Origin of the sequence: Rhizobium sp. Leaf321, from assembly GCF_001423215.1 — a bacterium.
Lineage (GTDB): Bacteria > Pseudomonadota > Alphaproteobacteria > Rhizobiales > Rhizobiaceae > Neorhizobium > Neorhizobium soli.
Genome location: NZ_LMOF01000007.1, coordinates 474,057 through 491,345 on the forward strand (window position 1 = coordinate 474,057; position 17,289 = coordinate 491,345).

Consider the following 17,289-nt stretch of genomic DNA (forward strand, 5'->3'; position numbering starts at 1 on the left):
AACGGTTTGTTAACTATAAAGCGGTCTAGTGCGGAGGAAGGATCACCGCGCACGACTCGTCTCATGCGCATCTTCAGGAGCAGAAGGTGGCAAACGGAACTCAAAGCCGCGTTTTTGGAAATCGTGCTCCCGAGCACGTTCTCATTCTCGCAAGCGGCGAAAAGATCCGCCACATGACGATCCGCCCCTGGATGGCGGCAGTGTCCGTCTGCGTCGTCGGCGCGTTGGCGATCGGATATCTCGGCGCCACCAGCTATCTCGTGATCCGCGACGATCTGATCGGCGCAACGATGGCGCGCCAGGCGCGCATGCAGCATGATTACGAAGACCGGATCTCTGCCCTGCGCGCCCAGCTCGACCGCATCACATCCCGTCAGTTGCTCGATCAGCAGGTCGTGGAGCAAAAGGTCGAGAAACTGCTTGAACAGCAAAACGCCCTCTTTTCGCGGCACGGCAAGCTTGGTTCGCTTCTAGACCGCGCGGAAGAATCGGGCATCGTCCCGTCCGCCGGCACCTCGTCGTCATCAGCTTCAGCCTATCAGGCAGAAGGCAAGGACAAGCAGGCATCCGTCAGTCATGGACTGGACGCGATCGAAGGCCTGTTGTCGAACCATTCCGCTCCGGCGGATCTCGGCGTCGCCAACCCATTGGCCTACACCCCGCTTCGCGAAAATCTCGCGGATCGAGCCGACCGCATCTTTTCCAAGGTGACTCTGTCCTTGAAGGACATCGAGAAGCGCCAGATCGTCAAGATCGCCGATCTCACCACTGGCGCATCGCAGACGGCAGACGCCATCACGTCCATCCTCCGGCGTACGGGCGTGCAGGTCGCGGCCGCTCCTCCGACCGAACCGGACCCGGGTATTGGTGGGCCCTACGTCCAGCCTCAGCTGTTCTCGGACACGTTCGACACATCGCTCGATGATCTCGATTCCGCGCTTAACCGGCTCGAAAGCGTCCGCGACGTGGCGCGCGAGCTGCCATTCGGAAACCCGGCCCCAGGCCGTTCCGTCACCAGCCGGTTTGGTAACCGGATGGACCCGTTTGTCGGACGCCTCGCGCTGCATGCAGGCATCGATTTTCAAGCCGAGACCGGTGACGACGTGAAAAGTACGGGCGCCGGCAAAGTCGTTGTCGCCGGTCCCTCAGCAGGCTATGGCAATCTGGTCGAGATCGATCATGGCCAAGGCATAACCACGCGCTATGGCCACATGTCGCGCATCCTTGTCAGAGCCGGAGAGACTGTGGCTCCCGGCGAGGTGATCGGACGTGCAGGCTCCACCGGACGGTCCACGGGACCGCATGTTCATTACGAAGTGCGACGCGACGGTTCGCCGGTCGACCCCGTGCATTTCCTGAACGCCGGTATGAAGCTCTACAATTATCTCAATTAGGCCGCAAAGATGCGCGAGAGGTCCGGAATGGGTCATGCGTTGCGAAACTGAGCGCGTTCGACAACACATTGGAAGCCTTGCCGCCTCTATTCACCACATCCGGCAGCAATATTCCGGGATTTCTTGACTTTCCGGCATTTTGGTCCTATGTCGCGGGCCAGTTGTCGTACGCCAGTTACCGTCGGCACCGGATCACTTCCCCGAATTGCAACGGAAACAGATTTCCCTTTGACCACATTCGCTGATCTTGGCCTTAGCCAGAAAGTACTCTCTGCAGTCACCGACTCGGGCTACACCATCCCGACACCGATCCAGGCTGGTGCCATCCCCTTTGCCCTGCAGCGCCGCGATATTTGCGGCATCGCGCAGACGGGAACAGGCAAGACGGCATCCTTCGTGCTGCCGATGCTGACACTTCTGGAAAAAGGCCGTGCCCGCGCCCGCATGCCACGGACGCTGATCCTCGAGCCGACCCGCGAACTCGCGGCACAGGTCGCCGAGAACTTCGAAAAATACGGCAAGAATCACAAGCTGAACGTCGCTCTCCTGATCGGCGGCGTGTCGTTCGACGAACAGGATCGCAAGCTTGAGCGCGGCGCCGACGTGCTGATCTGCACGCCAGGCCGCCTGCTCGACCACTGCGAGCGCGGCAAGTTGCTGATGACCGGCGTCGAGATCCTGGTGATCGACGAAGCCGACCGCATGCTGGACATGGGCTTCATCCCGGATATCGAAAAGATCGCCAAGATGATCCCGTTCACGCGTCAGACGCTGTTTTTCTCGGCCACCATGCCGCCGGAAATCCAGAAGCTGGCCGACCGCTTCCTGCAGAACCCGGAACGCATCGAGGTGGCAAAGCCTTCTTCGACAGCAACGACGGTGACGCAGCGCCTGGTCGCCGCCCACAACAAGGATTACGAGAAGCGGGCAACCCTTCGCGACCTGATCCGCGCGCAGGACGACCTGAAAAACGCGATCATCTTCTGCAACCGCAAGAAGGATGTCGCCGACCTGTTCCGCTCGCTCGAGCGCCACGGCTTCTCTGTCGGCGCGCTCCATGGCGACATGGATCAGCGCTCGCGTACCAACATGCTGGCAGGCTTCAAGGACAACCAGATCACGCTACTGGTCGCCTCCGACGTCGCAGCGCGCGGTCTCGATATTCCCGACGTCAGCCACGTCTTCAACTTCGACGTTCCAATCCATGCGGAAGACTATGTCCACCGCATCGGCCGTACCGGCCGTGCAGGACGGTCCGGTCGTGCATTCACGCTTGTGACAAAATCCGATGCTAAGTATCTCGATGCGATCGAAAAGCTGATCACTCAAAAGATCGAATGGCTGAACGGTGACATCGCTGCCCTGCCGGCACCGATGGAAAGCAGCGACAAGGGTCAGGAACGCGGCCAGGGTCGCGATCGTGGCGGCAAGCGTGGCGAGCGCGACAAGGATCGCGGTCGCGGCAAGCGCGCCGAGCAGACCAGGAGCGTAGAAGCTCCGGTCAAGATTGCAGAACCGACGAGCCAGGATGATCGGAGCCAGACGGAAAATATGATTGAAGCCAGGGTAGAAGACGTAAAGCGCGAACGTAGCGCCGACAGGAAGCCGCAGAACAATGGCGCACAACGCGCTCCTCGCCCGGCCCCTGCTCCGAATCCTGCCAATGACGACAACCGCGAGCGTCGCCGTCACTACCGCGACCACGATGACGGCCCGACACCAGTCGGTTTCGGCGACGACATTCCGGCATTCATGCTGATCGTCGCCAACGCCAAGGTCTGAATTTGTCCTTGAGACCCGGCATAGACTTTCCCGGCGTCGGCGCCGGGTTGGTCATTTTGCGGGATGATGGGAGGGTTCTCCTCTGCCGTCGCCTGAAGGCGCCGGAAGCCGGTTACTGGAACATCGTCGGCGGCAAGGTCGATAAGATGGAGCCGTCCGTAGATGCGGCACGTCGTGAGGCCGAGGAAGAAACCGGCCTGTCGATCGGCAAAGTTGAGTTTCTCTGCACGACTGAACAGATCCTCCCGGAAGACGCACAACACTGGATCTCCATGATCTACGTCACACGCGATTTCTCCGGCGAGCCACGCTTGACCGAACCGGACAAGCTTTCGGATCTGGGATGGTTTGACCCTGCCGATCCGCCACTGCCACTCTCGGTCTTCTCGATCCGCGCATTTGAACATCTTTCCAAAATCTGAACACACAACTTCCAGCCCGCGGCGGACGTCGATAAAACAGCAACGCAAAAAGCCGTCCCGGTTTCCCGGAACGGCTGCCCGTGATGAAATAGCGTTGTGTTTTACGTCAGATGGAAACGCACCGACTGCTCGGTAAGCCTGCATCCCCCATTACGATGCCTATTTTAGCGCGAAACCTGTTGCCTATTCAATACGCGAAATCTCGCAGTGCCAAAAATATAGGTTACCTGTCGATTTCACTTCGGATTGCGGCCTCGTAGGCCAGTCTTGTCCACTTTGACATGAGGTCGGGGTCCTCGAACGCATCTTCCGGTACCGTCCAGTAAGGCATCATCACGGACTTGCCCTTCTTGCCTTCGTAGCTCCACTGCCGCGCGCCTGCAGAAGCGAACTCAGGCGCGCTCACGGCATCGGCTTTCAGCATCAGTTCGTCGCGCAGCTCGATCGCGACGATGAGGCCCTGATGGTAGATGCCCTTGCCGCCGAACATCCGACGGATGCTGACGGGCCCGAGACCTTCGAACATCTCTTCGATCGCAATATTATCCATCGTTACGTCCTCAGAACGCCACCTGCAGCCATGACCGCTTCGGGCGTATCCACATCAAGATGGGCTGCCGGACCGATATCGACATCGATCACCGGAAGACCGGAAGTTTCGATAATCGCCCTTGCGCCGACATCGCCCTGCAGGTTCCGTACAGCATCATAGGTGGCGCGCGGCAGAATAACCGGATTGCCGCGCTTGCCGTTGGAGACTGCGCGCACGATCGCCTCGCCACCGGCGTCCCCAAAGGCACCGAGCAAGGCATCGATATGGCTGACGGTCACGCCCGGCATATCTGCCAGCATGACGAGGACCCCATCCGCTGCCGCGACATCCGGCCGCGTGAATCCGGCAATCAACGAACTTGCCATCCCGGCTTCATGGGAGGGGTTGTCTTGGAGACGGACGTCGAGCGAAGATAGCTCGGCAGCAATATCCTGCTGTCGGTGACCGGTGACAACGACCACGGGTGTGGCCTTCGAGGCCAACAGAATCTCGGCGGAGCGGCGCACGAGCGGCACACCGTCAAACTCAGCAAGCAGCTTGTGAAGGCCACTTTCTCCCATGCGCCTGGCCTGACCGGCGGCCAACAGGACAGCCGCCACCGAAAGCGAGACATCGTTCTTGCTCTCGCTGCGGTCCCGCGGCGCAGGCCTTGTCGGGATCTCCATCAAAAGTCCTCCCACACCCAGTGCGGCAATATCGTCCGATGTCGGTCTTTCGCCGGCAAGCAGCCGGTGGAGCATCCAGTCAAAACCGTTTTCCTTCGGAGACCGTGCACAACCGGGGGCTCCCAGCACCGTGACACCACCAATATGGCCGTAAACAAGAAGATTGCCGGGATCGACCGGCATGCCGACGCGGATCACCACACCGCCAGCGGCTCGGATCGCAGCCGGAATGACGTCCTCTTCATCGGCAACGGCGGACGCACCAAACACGATCACCAGCGAAGGCTCGCGACAGTTCCCGAGATCAAGCGCCTGCAGTGCGGCGGTCAGGGCGTCGTGCGTATGCGGAATACGGATCTCGCGCACCAGTGTGCTGCCCGAAAGTGCAAGCCGCTGCTCGATGAGCTTCGCCGTTCGATCCATCACCGACGTCTTCAGCGTCGGAAGCTCCGTTGCAATCAACGTGAAAGCATGAGCCTCGAACGGTTTGACCTCAAACGGTGTAGAAGCCCCAAGCAGCGCCACAGCCTTCCCGAGACAATCGCCATCGACAGCGAGCGGAATGATCTTGAACGTTGCGACCATGTCGCCTGCCTTGACCGATACGCGATCCTTGAGACAGGCCAGCGTGATCGACGGGTCCACGCCGTTGAGCGCGTTGACGACGTGCGTGTTGGCGACGAACAGACCGGCCGTTGCCGCATAAACGTTGACACGTCCCGTTGCTGGCTCCGAAAACGTGAGGTGATCGGGTGCGATTGCGGCGGCCAGCATTCCCGCCGCTTTGTCTTCAAGAACGTCTCCTGCATCTAGCCGCACGCCTATGACGGAAGCGATACCCTCTTCGCGAAGACGCTCGATGTCATCAGGCGCTAGCCGGTGACCCTTGTGCAGTCGTCCGCGCTGACCTTCGAACCGGATTGAATGGGCAAGCACTATGTTTTCGGCCTCACGCAACGGGAAGCTGGCGTATTTCATTCCCTAACCCTGCGTAAGGAGGTCGCGCCGGCGCAACGACCTGACGATGTCGGCAAGTGTGGCAAGCGCAATCTCGGCCGGGTTCGCAGCACCGATGTCGAGACCGATCGGCGCTGAAATCCGGGCAATCTCCTCCTCGGAATGTCCCATATCCTTCAGTCGATCAGCGCGCTTCGCATGAGTTTTGCGGCTACCGAGCGCCCCGACGTAAAAACAGCCCGCCTTCAGCGCCTGCGACAAGGGAAAATCATCGATCTTCGGATCATGCGTCAGGGCCGCGACAGCCGTATAGCTATCGAACGGTCGCTCTCTCAGCACGTCTTCGGGCCACTCCGCGATGACATCGACATCACCAAACCGTTCTTCGGTGGCAAAGGCTGTCCGAGGATCGATGATCGTGAGGTCGTAGCCCGCCACCGGCGCCAGACGGGCGAGCGCCTGGCTGATATGAACCGCGCCAATCACGACGATCCTTGGCGGCGGCAGATAGACATTGATAAACAGAATGCGATTGTCGATTTCGACGCTCGTGGCCTTGCCGCTGCGCATCGCGTCCGCGATGGCGGAACCAAGCGGACCCTCCGGAACCGTTTCCTCGGAAACAAGAGAAATTTCGCCCGACGCAAGGTCGGTTATTGTCGCTGAGGCCCGTCTTTCCTGCCGGGCGCCGTTGAGACGCGCCAGATCATCGAACTTCATCGGCCGAGCCTTTCCACATAGACGCGGATCTTGCCACCGCAGGAAAGCCCGACCTGCCACGCCGTCTCATCGGCAACGCCGAATTCCAGCATCTTCGGCGTGCCTGACGAAATCACCTCTATCGCCTCGGTAATCACGGCGCCCTCGACGCAGCCACCCGAAACGGAGCCGACGAAATTTCCCTCGCCATCGATCGCAAGATGGCTTCCGATCGGACGTGGTGCAGATCCCCAGGTCTCGACGACGGTTGCGATCGCCACATCGCGGCCGCTTTCGGCCCAATTCTGGGCGGTGACGAGTGGATCAAGACTGGATGTGACGGTCATCGGTGCCTTTCAGACGGCAATTTTCGAAACACGCATCGGCGCGTTGTGACGATATGGAAGCCTTACCCGCGCTTTTCCACGTCTGCGCGCAGTTTTTATCGTCGTGACGCGATTCTCTTTGACCGGTCGGATGGGAAAGCTAAATGTGCTGGAACGCAAGCCGCAATGAGTTAAGGGAAGGCATGGACATTCGCACTTTGATATCAGCCGGCCTGTTTGCCTCATTCCTCGCTGCTCCGTCTGCATCGGCTGCGATCATCGGCGTGGTCGCACCGAAATCGGGTCCATACGCCCTCCTCGGAGCCCAGATCTACCAAGGCGCCCGTGCGGCCGCTGAGGCCAATGGCGATACGCTGGTGGAGCTGGACGAGAGCTGTGACGAGAATGGCGGGCTCGCGGTATCGAAGTCTCTGACGGATGCAAAGGCCAGCGCGGCCATCGGCTTCCTCTGCGTGGAAACGCTGACGACAGCGCTGCCCGCTCTGAAGGCCGCCGCTATTCCAGCCGTTTCGGTCTCGGTGCGGTCGAAGATCCTGATGGAGGATGCACTTCGCAACGGCTGGCCGTTCTTCCGTCTGGCACCAACCGAAACCGCCGAAGCGGATGCTGTTGCATCTGCCATCCTATCCCGCTGGAAAGCCGAGCCGATCGCATTCATCGATGACGGTACGATCTATGGCCGCGAGCTCTCAAGCGCCGTGCGCCAGAAGCTGGAACCGTCAGGCATCCGCCCCGCGTTCACCGACGTGTTCAGGCCTGGCCAGGAGCAACAGATCGCTCTCGTCCGCCGCCTGGCAAAGGCCGGCGCGACCCATGTCTTTATCGGTGGCGACCGAAACGATACCGCCATCATCGTTCGCGACGCTGCAGCCGAACGCGTTTCCCTGACAGTCATGGGCGGAGATGCGCTGCGTGCCGCAAACCGTCCTGTTGGCCTTGCCAACGGCGTGCTCGCGGCAGCCCTTCCGGATTACGCAGTTGCGCCTGAAGCTTCCACCGCCGTCACGCAACTACGCGCAGGCAATGTCGAGCCGGAAGGCTACGTTCTGCCCGCTTATGCGGCAACAGAACTTGTTCACCGGGCGGTGACCGAGACGTCCAATGGTCGTTCCCTGACCGACACTCTTGCGGCAGGCTCCTTCACGACTGCGATCGGTCCCGTCGCCTTCGGCCCGGACCACGAGTTGAAGCAGAACCCGTTCCGTCTGGTGGAGTGGCAAGGTAAGGACTTTGTGGAGATCGGGCCGGCCACCGACTGATGGTCTGGCCAGCGATTGTTCCCGTCGCAACGGGATGTTAAAGCCTTCCGAAAACCGGAGACCAATCCCATGACCCTGCCGATCCGAATCGCACCGTCCATTCTTGCCGCCGATTTCTCCAAGCTTGGCCAGGAAGTCATCGACGTCGTGCAGGCCGGTGCCGACTGGGTGCATCTCGACGTCATGGATGGTCATTTCGTACCCAACATCTCATTCGGACCTGACGTCATCAAGTCGCTGCGACCGCATACGGATGCGTTCTTCGACTGCCATCTGATGATTGCACCGGCCGACCCCTTTCTTGAGGCCTTCGCCAAGGCCGGCTGCGACAGCATTACCGTCCACGCTGAATCGGGCCCTCACCTGCATCGCTCCCTGCAGACGATCCGCAGCCTCGGCAAGAAGGTCGGTGTGACGCTCAACCCGGCAACGTCGCTGTCCTCGCTCGAAAACGTGCTCGATGACGTCGATCTGATCCTGATCATGAGCGTCAACCCAGGCTTCGGCGGCCAGAAATTCATCCCCGCCATGCTCGACAAGATTCGCGCGACGAAGTCCCTGATCGGTGACCGCGAGATCGAGATCGAAGTCGACGGCGGCATTACAGCAGACACGATCGGCGCTGCGAGCGCTGCCGGCGCCAACGTCTTCGTTGCTGGCTCCGCCATCTACAAGGGTGACGGCATCGACGCCTATCGCACCAATATCGAAGCACTGAGAACAGCGGCAAGCGGCGCGCGCTAACCATCCGGCGCCCTCTTTCCTGCAAACAAACCCGAAGTTATTGAGCTTTGGCCCGCTTGTTGCTACAGGCTGGGCAACACTTGACAGGAAAGCCGCACGCTCATGATCCCTCGCTATTCCCGGCCCGAGATGGTCGCCATCTGGTCGCCAGAGACGAAGTTCCGCATCTGGTTCGAAATCGAGGCGCATGCCTGCGACGCGCTTGCCGCGATCGGCGTGATCCCGAAGTCGGCGGCTGAGACAATCTGGGAAAAGGGCGGCAGCGCAACGTTCGATGTCGCGCGCATCGACGAGATCGAAGCCGTCACCAAGCATGACGTCATCGCCTTCCTCACCCACCTCGCGGAATTCGTCGGCCCCGACAGCCGGTTCATCCACCAGGGCATGACATCCTCGGACGTCCTCGACACCTGCTTCAACATCCAGCTCGTGCGGGCGACCGACATCCTGATCGCCGGCATTGATCGTGTTCTTGAAGCCCTCAAGACCCGTGCCTTCGAGCACAAGGATACGGTCCGTATCGGCCGCAGCCACGGCATCCATGCCGAGCCGACCACGATGGGCCTCACCTTTGCGCGCTTTTATGCGGAAATGTACCGCAACAAGACCCGTCTGCTCGAAGCCCGCGAAGAAGTTGCCACCTGCGCAATCTCTGGCGCCGTCGGCACGTTTGCCAACATCGATCCCCGCGTCGAGGAGCATGTCGCAGCAGCGCTCGGCCTGAAGGCAGAACCGGTTTCCACGCAGGTCATCCCGCGCGACCGTCATGCGATGTATTTCGCGGTCCTCGGCGTCATCGCCTCGTCGATCGAAAACGTCGCGATCGAAATTCGCCACATGCAGCGCACGGAAGTTCTGGAAGCGGAAGAATTCTTCTCGCCCGGCCAGAAGGGCTCGTCGGCCATGCCGCACAAGCGCAATCCTGTTCTGACCGAGAACCTGACCGGTCTTGCTCGCCTCGTGCGCATGTCGGTGGTTCCGGCGATGGAAAACGTTGCTCTATGGCACGAGCGTGACATCAGTCACTCGAGCGTCGAACGCGCCATCGGCCCGGATACGACCGTCACCCTCGACTTCGCCCTCAACCGTCTCGCCGGCGTCATCGAAAAGCTGGTGATCTACCCAGAGAACATGTTGAAGAACATGAACACGTTCAAGGGTCTGGTCATGAGCCAGCGCGTCCTTCTGGCGCTTACGCAGGCAGGCACGTCGCGCGAGGATGCGTATCGCCTCGTTCAGCGCAACGCCATGAAGGTCTGGGAGGAAGGCAAGGACTTCCTCGAAGAGCTGCTGGCCGATCAGGAAGTCCGGGCCGCCCTTTCCGAGGAAGAGATCCGCGAGAAGTTCGACCTCGGCTACCACACCAAGCATGTCGACACGATCTTCACCCGCGTCTTTGGCGAAGCGTGATACAGGCAGCTTGATATTGAAATCACACAAACACAGATAAGCGGCATGAAAGCATCCGAAGCCGATATCCTCATCATCCCGGGTTACACCAATTCCGGTCCAGGCCACTGGCAAACGCGGTGGGAGTCGAAACTCGCCACCGCCCGCCGGGTCGAGCAATCGGAATGGGCAAAGCCGGTCAAAGACGACTGGGTCCAGCGGCTCCCNCAGCGGCTCGCGGACGAAGTGAATACTTCGACGCGACCCGTTGTGCTCGTCGCCCACTCGCTGGGCGTGGCAACAGCCATCCACGCGATTCCTCTTTTCAAGAAGAAGGTCGCCGGTGCGTTTCTGGTCGCACCGCCCGAGGTGGCCAATCCGAAGATCAGACCCAAGCACCTGATGACGTTCGGACCCTACCCGCGCGATCCACTGCCGTTTCCGGCCTTGACAGTCGCCAGCCGCAACGATCCTTTCGGCTCCTACGATCACGCTGACGATATCGCCGCGTCCTGGGGATCAGTACTGGTCGACGCGGGCGAGTCCGGGCATATCAACGAAGAATCGGGGCATGGTCCATGGCCGGAGGGTACGATGGTGTTTGCCCAGTTCCTCGGCAAACTGAAGCCCTGACCTCGGCGGTCACGCCGGAATCATGACGCATTTTTCCTGCTAGGCTGGAGCGTTGCCGCGGTACACGACTGAGTCGTCTGCGGCCTATGCGGTAGAGGGAGCCGGCATAGCTTTTTTCATCGGGATGAAAACCGGACGGATGGCCCCCGCATTGTGAAATGCGATCTTTTCCGATATGGACCCCTCAAACACGATCCATTGCGCCTGCCCCGGGTGCCAACAACGAGAAAACAATCATGAACCGTCGCCGCCGTATTTACGAAGGCAAGGCAAAGATCCTTTACGAAGGCCCGGAGCCAGGCACGCTGATCCAGTTCTTCAAGGATGATGCCACCGCTTTCAACAAGAAGAAGCACGGTGTGATCGACGGCAAGGGCGTTCTGAACAACCGCATTTCGGAATATCTCTTCACACACCTGAACAAGATCGGCATTCCCACGCATTTCATTCGTCGGCTGAACATGCGCGAGCAGCTGATCAAGGAAGTGGAGATGATCCCGCTCGAGATCGTCGTGCGCAACGTCGCCGCCGGCTCGCTGTCGGAACGTCTGGGCATCGAGGAAGGCACCGTTCTTCCCCGCTCGATCATCGAATTCTACTACAAGTCCGATCAGCTTGCCGATCCGATGGTGTCCGAAGAGCACATCACCGCCTTCGGTTGGGCAAACCCGGCTGAGCTCGATGATGTCATGGCGCTCGCCATCCGCGTCAACGACTTCCTGTCCGGCCTTTTCCTCGGTGTCGGCATCCAGCTCGTCGATTTCAAGATCGAATGCGGCCGCCTTTTCGAAGGCGACATGATGCGCATCATCCTGGCTGACGAGATCTCGCCCGACAGCTGCCGTCTCTGGGATATCGAGACGAAGGAAAAGATGGACAAGGATCGGTTCCGCCGCGATCTCGGCGGTCTGGTCGAAGCCTATTCCGAGGTGGCCCGCCGTCTCGGCATCATCAACGAAAACGAGCCGCTCCGCGGGACCGGCCCGGTTCTTGTCAAGTAATTCGGGGGATATTCAGTGATCAAGGCACGCGTGACCGTTACGCTCAAGAACGGCGTTCTAGACCCGCAGGGCAAGGCCATCGAAGGCGCGCTCGGAAGCTTGGGCTTCGAAGGCGTCGGCCATGTTCGTCAGGGCAAGGTGTTCGACCTTTCCCTTGAGGGCACCGACAAGGTAAAAGCCGAAGCAGACCTGAAGTCGATGTGCGAAAAGCTTCTGGCTAACACGGTAATCGAGAACTATACTATCGCAATCGACTAACGGTTGCGGGGTGTGTGATGGCTGACGTCACGAATGAACTGATGTACGAACTGGTGAAGCGCGTGCAGGCAGACATATCTGACATCAAACTCGGCCAACGGGAACTGAAGTCAGAAATGAATGCTATGCGTGGTGCGATGGTATCGCTTCATCAGGACATGCATAATATCCACACGGCTCTGGCGCGCCATGACATGCGTCTCGACCGTATCGAAAACCGCCTCGAGTTGCGCGAGCTGTCTGAGGCCAAGGCAAGGTTTGAACCGCACCCATGAAGTCCGCCGTTGTCCAGCTCCCCGGCCTCAATCGCGACCGCGACATGATCGCCGCCCTCACCAAGATCTCCGGCCAGGCGCCCGTCACCATCTGGCAGACGGAAACTGAGATCCCTGATGATATCGACCTGATCGTCATTCCGGGCGGGTTCTCCTACGGCGACTATCTGCGCTGTGGCGCGATTGCTGCCCGCATGCCGGTCATGCAGGCCATCAAGCAGAAGGCCGAACAGGGCGTGAAGGTCATGGGCGTCTGCAATGGCTTCCAGATCCTGGTCGAAGCCGGCATGCTGCCGGGTGCGCTGATGCGCAACACATCGCTGAAGTTCGTCTGCAAGGACGTGAAGCTCGAAGTGGTGAATGCCGAAACGGATTTCACCCGCGCCTATGGCAAGGGCCAGATCATCCGCTGCCCGGTCGCCCACCATGACGGCAACTACTTCGTTGACGCAGAAACTCTCGCGTGCATGGAAGACAAGGCCCAGGTCGTGTTCCGCTATGCGGAAGGCACCAACCCCAACGGTTCGTTGAGCGATATCGCTGGCGTCATCAACGCGCGCGGCAACGTTCTCGGCATGATGCCGCACCCGGAAAACCTGATCGAAGCCGCGCATGGCGGCAGTGACGGTCGCGGCCTTTTTGCCTCGGCGCTCGACGTGATCGCTGCCTGACCGGTCTCAGGTCTCCGTAGAAGACAATACCATAACCCTCCGGGAACGACATGCAGATCTCTTACCGTACTATGACTGCCATTTCTCTTGTCGCTCTCGGGACCGCGCTCGCGTCCTGCCAGTCGAAACCACCCGTCAAAGCGGTCAGCAACGCATCGGCGCTCGACGTGATGGAAAAGGTTGCCGTTGGCGCCAATCGCTGCTGGTTCCGGTCGGGCGACCCGGCCTTCAAGTCCTACGCGTTCGCGCCGGAACTGACGTCCTTCTCCGGTCGTCCACGCTTTCTTCTGACACGCAAGGGCTCGTCCGATATCCGTCCGCTTCTCGTGGTGCAGGCGGAGGGCAGACCTGCCAAGCTTTCCACCTTCGGCCCGCTGATGAGCGAGCCTGTGTCGGGCCGCGTCAACGCCGATGTGCAACGCTGGGCCGCTGGCAACACCAACTGCTGATCTCGACCGTCAGAAGCCTTCTGTCGATAGCGTAAGCTCCGTACGAGTTTCGCAGACCACTCTCTCCTCAAACGGCAACATAATGCCGATTCGGAGAGTAGTTTGCCGCCGATTTCCCTGACACTGCCGGCGCGGATCGCCCTCGCTGCACCCTTGGCATTCCTGTCCATGGTCGCGACACCGATCGTTGCTGCCGAACAACTGTTCGACGACGCGCGTTTTGGAGTCCTCACCTCCCTGGACAGCGGTCGCAAGGAAAACGGCGTCTTCCTGACGGGAATGCTCCTCACCGATCCGTTCGGTCGTGAACAGGCGACGGGCGTTGAGAAGGTCCTGCGGCCACGCCTTCACGTCGGCGGCGAACTCAGCACCACGGGCGAAACGAGCCAGGTCTATGCAGGCTTCTCGTGGACAGTGCCGGTCACGCGCAATGTCTTCGTGGAAGCAGGCTTCGGCGGCGCGCTGCATGACGGCAACCTGGACAGCGGCGACGACCCCCAGCTTGGCTGCCGCGCACTCTTCCACGAATATGTCGCCGCAGGCGTCAAACTTCTCGGAAACTGGCAGCTCTTGGCGCAGGCGGGCCATTCGTCTCATGCCAATCTCTGCGACGGACCAAACGATGGTCTGACCCGCGCGGGTCTCACGGTAGGTTACCGGTTCTGATCTCGGCTTTTGCCTGTGGCGCGCCGGCATTTTCTTGTCGCGCCTCGTCAAGACATAGGCTAAAGAGCGGCGCATATCTCGCTCCGCAACATAGAGAAGATCATGACCATTCCGAACAGCTTCCCGATCACGCCAGAACTCGTCGCATCCCACGGCCTCAAGCCCGACGAATATCAGCGGATCCTGGATCTGATCGGCCGCGAGCCGACCTATACGGAACTCGGTATCTTCTCGGCCATGTGGAACGAGCACTGCTCCTACAAGTCGTCCAAGCGCTGGCTGCGCACGCTGCCCACCAAGGGCCCGCGCGTCATCCAGGGGCCTGGCGAGAACGCCGGCGTGGTCGACATCGATGATGGCGATGTCGTTGTCTTCAAGATGGAGAGCCACAATCATCCGTCCTATATCGAGCCCTACCAGGGTGCGGCGACGGGCGTCGGCGGCATCCTGCGCGACGTCTTCACCATGGGTGCACGGCCGATTGCGGCCATGAACGCCCTGCGTTTCGGCGCTCCTGACCACGCGAAGACAAAACACCTCGTCTCCGGCGTCGTTGCCGGCGTCGGCGGTTACGGCAACTCGTTCGGCGTGCCCACGGTCGGAGGCGAAGTCGAGTTCGACGAACGCTACAATGGCAACATTCTGGTCAACGCCTTCGCAGCCGGTCTTGCTAAGTCCGACGGCATCTTCCTGTCGGAAGCCAAGGGCGTCGGTCTGCCTGTCGTCTATCTCGGCGCGAAGACCGGCCGCGACGGTGTCGGTGGCGCCACGATGGCATCGGCCGAATTCGACGCCGATATCGAGGAAAAGCGCCCGACCGTTCAGGTCGGCGACCCCTTTACCGAAAAGTGCCTGCTCGAAGCCTGCCTCGAGCTGATGAAGACCGGAGCCGTCATCGCCATCCAGGATATGGGTGCCGCCGGCCTCACCTGCTCGGCCGTCGAAATGGGCGCCAAGGGCGGCCTCGGCATCGAACTGCAGCTCGATCAGGTCCCGGTGCGCGAAGAGCGCATGACGGCTTATGAAATGATGCTCTCGGAAAGCCAGGAGCGGATGCTCATGGTGCTGGAGCCTTCGAAGGAAGAAGTCGCCAAGGCGATCTTCGTCAAATGGGGCCTCGATTTCGCAATCGTCGGCAAGACCACGGATGACCTGCGTTTCCGCGTCATCCATCAGGGCGAGGAAGTCGCCAACCTGCCGATCAAGGAACTGGGCGACGAAGCGCCGGAATACGACCGCCCCTGGATCCAGCACAACCCGCGCCCTGACCTATCCGCGGCAGACGTTGCAGCCCCGACAGATTACAACGATGCCATTTTGAAGCTGGTCGGCTCTGCCAACCAGTCCAGCCGTCGCTGGGTCTGGGAACAGTATGATACTCTGATCCAGGGCAATTCGCTGCAGCGCCCCGGCGGCGATGCCGGCGTCGTGCGCATCGAGACCCATCCCACCAAGGCGCTGGCCTTCTCGTCTGATGTCACGCCGCGTTATGTCGAGGCGGACCCGTATGAAGGTGGCAAGCAGGCTGTGGCCGAATGCTGGCGCAACATCGTCGCAACCGGCGCCGAGCCGCTCGCGGCGACCGACAACCTCAATTTCGGCAATCCCGAAAAGCCTGAAATCATGGGCCAGCTCGTCGGCGCCATCAAGGGTATCGGCGAAGCGTGCCTCGCCCTCGATTTCCCGATCGTCTCCGGCAACGTGTCGCTCTATAACGAGACCAACGGCGTCGCCATCCTGCCTACCCCGACGATCGCAGGCGTTGGCCTGCTGCCCGACTGGCAGAAGATGGCAAGGATCGGCTCGGCCGGCGACGGCGACGTGCTGATCATGATCGGTACCGATGGCAGCCATCTCGGCTCCTCGATCTACCTGCGCGACATCCTCGGCTCGACGGAAGGCCCGGCGCCCACAGTCGACCTTTCCGCCGAACGCCGAAATGGTGACTTCGTCCGCTCGGCAATCCGCAACGGCCATGTCAGCGCCTGCCACGACATCTCCTCCGGTGGCCTGGGTCTCGCCCTCGTCGAAATGGCGATGGCGTCGGAAAAGGGCATGACCGTCAGCCTGTCGGAACAGCGCGGACCGGCGCATGCTCTCCTGTTCGGGGAAGACCAGGCGCGTTACGTGATCGCCGTTCCCGCCGACATCGCGAATTTCCTGCAGGCCAATGCCGAAGGTTCAGCCGTACCCTTCCGTCAGCTTGGCAAGGTAACGGGTGATCGCGTCGTCATCGACGATATCGTCGACATCACTGTTGAGGATCTGACAATCGCCCACGAAAGCTGGTTCCCCTCCTTCATGGCGTGAGTCACGGTTAGGGCAGCTTGGATCGATCCAAATCCTCTAGCAATCTGGATTTGAGGTTGTTACCTCTTTGACCGGAGGACGGCTTTCAGGCAGTCTTTCGGTCAAAGCATGCCGCGATATGAGTCTGCGGCCGAATATGAGGAAGACACCATGCCCATGCGTCCCGGTGATATCGAAGACATGATCAAAGCCGGAATTCCCGGCGCCAAGGTCACGATCCGCGATCTGGCGGGTGACGGTGACCACTACGCTGCCGAGGTCGTCGCGGACGCGTTCCGCGGCAAGAGCCGCGTCCAGCAGCACCAGATGGTCTACGAAGCGCTGAAGGGCAATATGGGCGGCGTTCTGCATGCCCTGGCGCTTCAGACCTCCGCCCCCGCCGAGTAACGGAGCTGCCGGTGCGATGTCCGACCTGATCAAGCAGATCGTTACCAGCGTTGTGGACGATGTCGTCAGGCAGCTTCTGGGCAAGTCGCACGGGCGCACGCCTTCCAAGCGCAAAAAGCGTCAGACACGCGCCGCTACATCCCCAGGCACAAGGTCCGCGACCACCGGCAGGTTCACCGCGAAGAAGCCCGGTGCACGATCGAAAGTCGTAAAGCCCGCCAAAAAGCAAACGAGCCGCCGGCGGAGCGCGACCAGTCGCAGCAAGCAACGCAGCCGGTAAACCTCTGCGCGAGGACATCGGGCCTCTCGCCCCAGGGCAAAAACAGTTTGACAGTTCAAGCGGAATTGCGCTGGAATTAGTAAGGTCACCTTGCTATTTAAGGGGCAAGACACCGCAGCGGTCCTTGAAACCGCGTGTGAAAGGAAAG

At 60.5% G+C, this 17,289-nt stretch carries 19 protein-coding genes and 1 pseudogene; 16 read left to right on the plus strand and 4 right to left on the minus strand.

The features are described from left to right. Positions 1 to 86: 86 nt before the first annotated feature. The 3 genes from ASF70_RS15225 to ASF70_RS15235 all read left to right on the plus strand — a co-directional run bounded on the left by ASF70_RS15225 (position 87) and on the right by ASF70_RS15235 (position 3,598). Complete coding sequence (locus ASF70_RS15225) at positions 87 to 1,394, plus strand: M23 family metallopeptidase (protein WP_062580810.1); 1,308 nt, start codon at positions 87 to 89, stop codon at positions 1,392 to 1,394. 228 nt (positions 1,395 to 1,622) lie between these two features. Further along, complete coding sequence (locus ASF70_RS15230; RefSeq protein ID WP_062456700.1) at positions 1,623 to 3,176, plus strand: DEAD/DEAH box helicase; 1,554 nt, start codon at positions 1,623 to 1,625, stop codon at positions 3,174 to 3,176. Beyond that, positions 3,173 to 3,598, plus strand: a complete 426-nt coding sequence (locus ASF70_RS15235) for an NUDIX domain-containing protein (protein ID WP_113165601.1) — start codon at positions 3,173 to 3,175, stop codon at positions 3,596 to 3,598. Before ASF70_RS15230 ends, ASF70_RS15235 begins: the two co-directional genes overlap by 4 nt. Before the next feature lie 223 nt (positions 3,599 to 3,821). On the opposite strand, the gene ASF70_RS15240 is transcribed toward ASF70_RS15235, so the two are convergent. From ASF70_RS15240 to ASF70_RS15255, 4 genes are read right to left on the minus strand one after another with little or no spacing between them, the layout of a single operon-like run. Further along, complete coding sequence (locus tag ASF70_RS15240; RefSeq protein WP_062580814.1) at positions 3,822 to 4,148, minus strand: TfoX/Sxy family protein; 327 nt, start codon at positions 4,146 to 4,148, stop codon at positions 3,822 to 3,824. A 2-nt stretch (positions 4,149 to 4,150) separates the two neighbouring features. Beyond that, positions 4,151 to 5,794, minus strand: coding sequence for a molybdopterin-binding/glycosyltransferase family 2 protein (locus ASF70_RS15245; RefSeq protein WP_062580816.1), 1,644 nt, complete (start codon positions 5,792 to 5,794; stop codon positions 4,151 to 4,153). A 3-nt stretch (positions 5,795 to 5,797) separates the two neighbouring features. Then, positions 5,798 to 6,493, minus strand: coding sequence for an XdhC family protein (locus tag ASF70_RS15250; protein WP_062580818.1), 696 nt, complete (start codon positions 6,491 to 6,493; stop codon positions 5,798 to 5,800). After that, positions 6,490 to 6,819: an XdhC family protein gene (locus ASF70_RS15255; protein ID WP_062456684.1), complete on the minus strand. Its 330-nt coding sequence runs from the start codon at positions 6,817 to 6,819 to the stop codon at positions 6,490 to 6,492. The genes ASF70_RS15250 and ASF70_RS15255 overlap by 4 nt, the downstream gene beginning before the upstream one ends. A gap of 182 nt (positions 6,820 to 7,001) precedes the next feature. Here ASF70_RS15255 and ASF70_RS15260 point away from each other — a divergent pair, with 182 nt between their 5' ends. From ASF70_RS15260 to ASF70_RS15315, 13 genes and pseudogenes are all read left to right on the plus strand, one after another. Next, positions 7,002 to 8,078, plus strand: a complete 1,077-nt coding sequence (locus ASF70_RS15260) for a branched-chain amino acid ABC transporter substrate-binding protein (RefSeq protein ID WP_156461850.1) — start codon at positions 7,002 to 7,004, stop codon at positions 8,076 to 8,078. A gap of 69 nt (positions 8,079 to 8,147) precedes the next feature. Then, on the plus strand, positions 8,148 to 8,822 hold the full coding sequence (gene rpe, locus ASF70_RS15265) for a ribulose-phosphate 3-epimerase (RefSeq protein WP_062580820.1): 675 nt from the start codon (positions 8,148 to 8,150) through the stop codon (positions 8,820 to 8,822). Between the two features lie 102 nt (positions 8,823 to 8,924). After that, positions 8,925 to 10,232: an adenylosuccinate lyase gene (gene purB, locus ASF70_RS15270; RefSeq protein ID WP_062580822.1), complete on the plus strand. Its 1,308-nt coding sequence runs from the start codon at positions 8,925 to 8,927 to the stop codon at positions 10,230 to 10,232. A 45-nt stretch (positions 10,233 to 10,277) separates the two neighbouring features. Beyond that, the coding region (locus ASF70_RS24645) for an alpha/beta hydrolase (protein WP_244474069.1) at positions 10,278 to 10,438 on the plus strand (161 nt) is incomplete at its 3' end. A gap of 1 nt (position 10,439) precedes the next feature. Then, a pseudogene (locus ASF70_RS15275) lies at positions 10,440 to 10,844 on the plus strand (alpha/beta fold hydrolase); the annotation flags it as partial. A gap of 236 nt (positions 10,845 to 11,080) precedes the next feature. Further along, complete coding sequence (gene purC, locus ASF70_RS15280; protein ID WP_062456672.1) at positions 11,081 to 11,845, plus strand: phosphoribosylaminoimidazolesuccinocarboxamide synthase; 765 nt, start codon at positions 11,081 to 11,083, stop codon at positions 11,843 to 11,845. 15 nt (positions 11,846 to 11,860) lie between these two features. Then, entirely contained in the window at positions 11,861 to 12,103 is a 243-nt protein-coding gene (gene purS, locus ASF70_RS15285; protein ID WP_062456669.1) for a phosphoribosylformylglycinamidine synthase subunit PurS, read from the plus strand. 17 nt (positions 12,104 to 12,120) lie between these two features. Beyond that, positions 12,121 to 12,378 carry a hypothetical protein gene (locus tag ASF70_RS15290; RefSeq protein WP_062580826.1) on the plus strand — a complete coding sequence of 86 codons (258 nt, stop codon included), beginning with the start codon at positions 12,121 to 12,123 and terminating at the stop codon, positions 12,376 to 12,378. Further along, complete coding sequence (gene purQ, locus ASF70_RS15295; RefSeq protein ID WP_062580827.1) at positions 12,375 to 13,049, plus strand: phosphoribosylformylglycinamidine synthase subunit PurQ; 675 nt, start codon at positions 12,375 to 12,377, stop codon at positions 13,047 to 13,049. The genes ASF70_RS15290 and purQ overlap by 4 nt, the downstream gene beginning before the upstream one ends. A gap of 71 nt (positions 13,050 to 13,120) precedes the next feature. Continuing rightward, the gene (locus ASF70_RS15300; protein WP_062456663.1) at positions 13,121 to 13,498 is read left to right on the plus strand and encodes a hypothetical protein; all 378 of its coding nucleotides are present in this window, start codon (positions 13,121 to 13,123) and stop codon (positions 13,496 to 13,498) included. A gap of 102 nt (positions 13,499 to 13,600) precedes the next feature. After that, on the plus strand, positions 13,601 to 14,164 hold the full coding sequence (locus tag ASF70_RS15305) for an acyloxyacyl hydrolase (protein ID WP_244474046.1): 564 nt from the start codon (positions 13,601 to 13,603) through the stop codon (positions 14,162 to 14,164). A gap of 102 nt (positions 14,165 to 14,266) precedes the next feature. Next, the gene (gene purL / locus ASF70_RS15310; protein WP_062580829.1) at positions 14,267 to 16,474 is read left to right on the plus strand and encodes a phosphoribosylformylglycinamidine synthase subunit PurL; all 2,208 of its coding nucleotides are present in this window, start codon (positions 14,267 to 14,269) and stop codon (positions 16,472 to 16,474) included. Between the two features lie 150 nt (positions 16,475 to 16,624). Next, positions 16,625 to 16,861, plus strand: coding sequence for a BolA family transcriptional regulator (locus ASF70_RS15315; protein WP_062581431.1), 237 nt, complete (start codon positions 16,625 to 16,627; stop codon positions 16,859 to 16,861). The last annotated feature ends 428 nt before the right edge of the window (positions 16,862 to 17,289 follow it).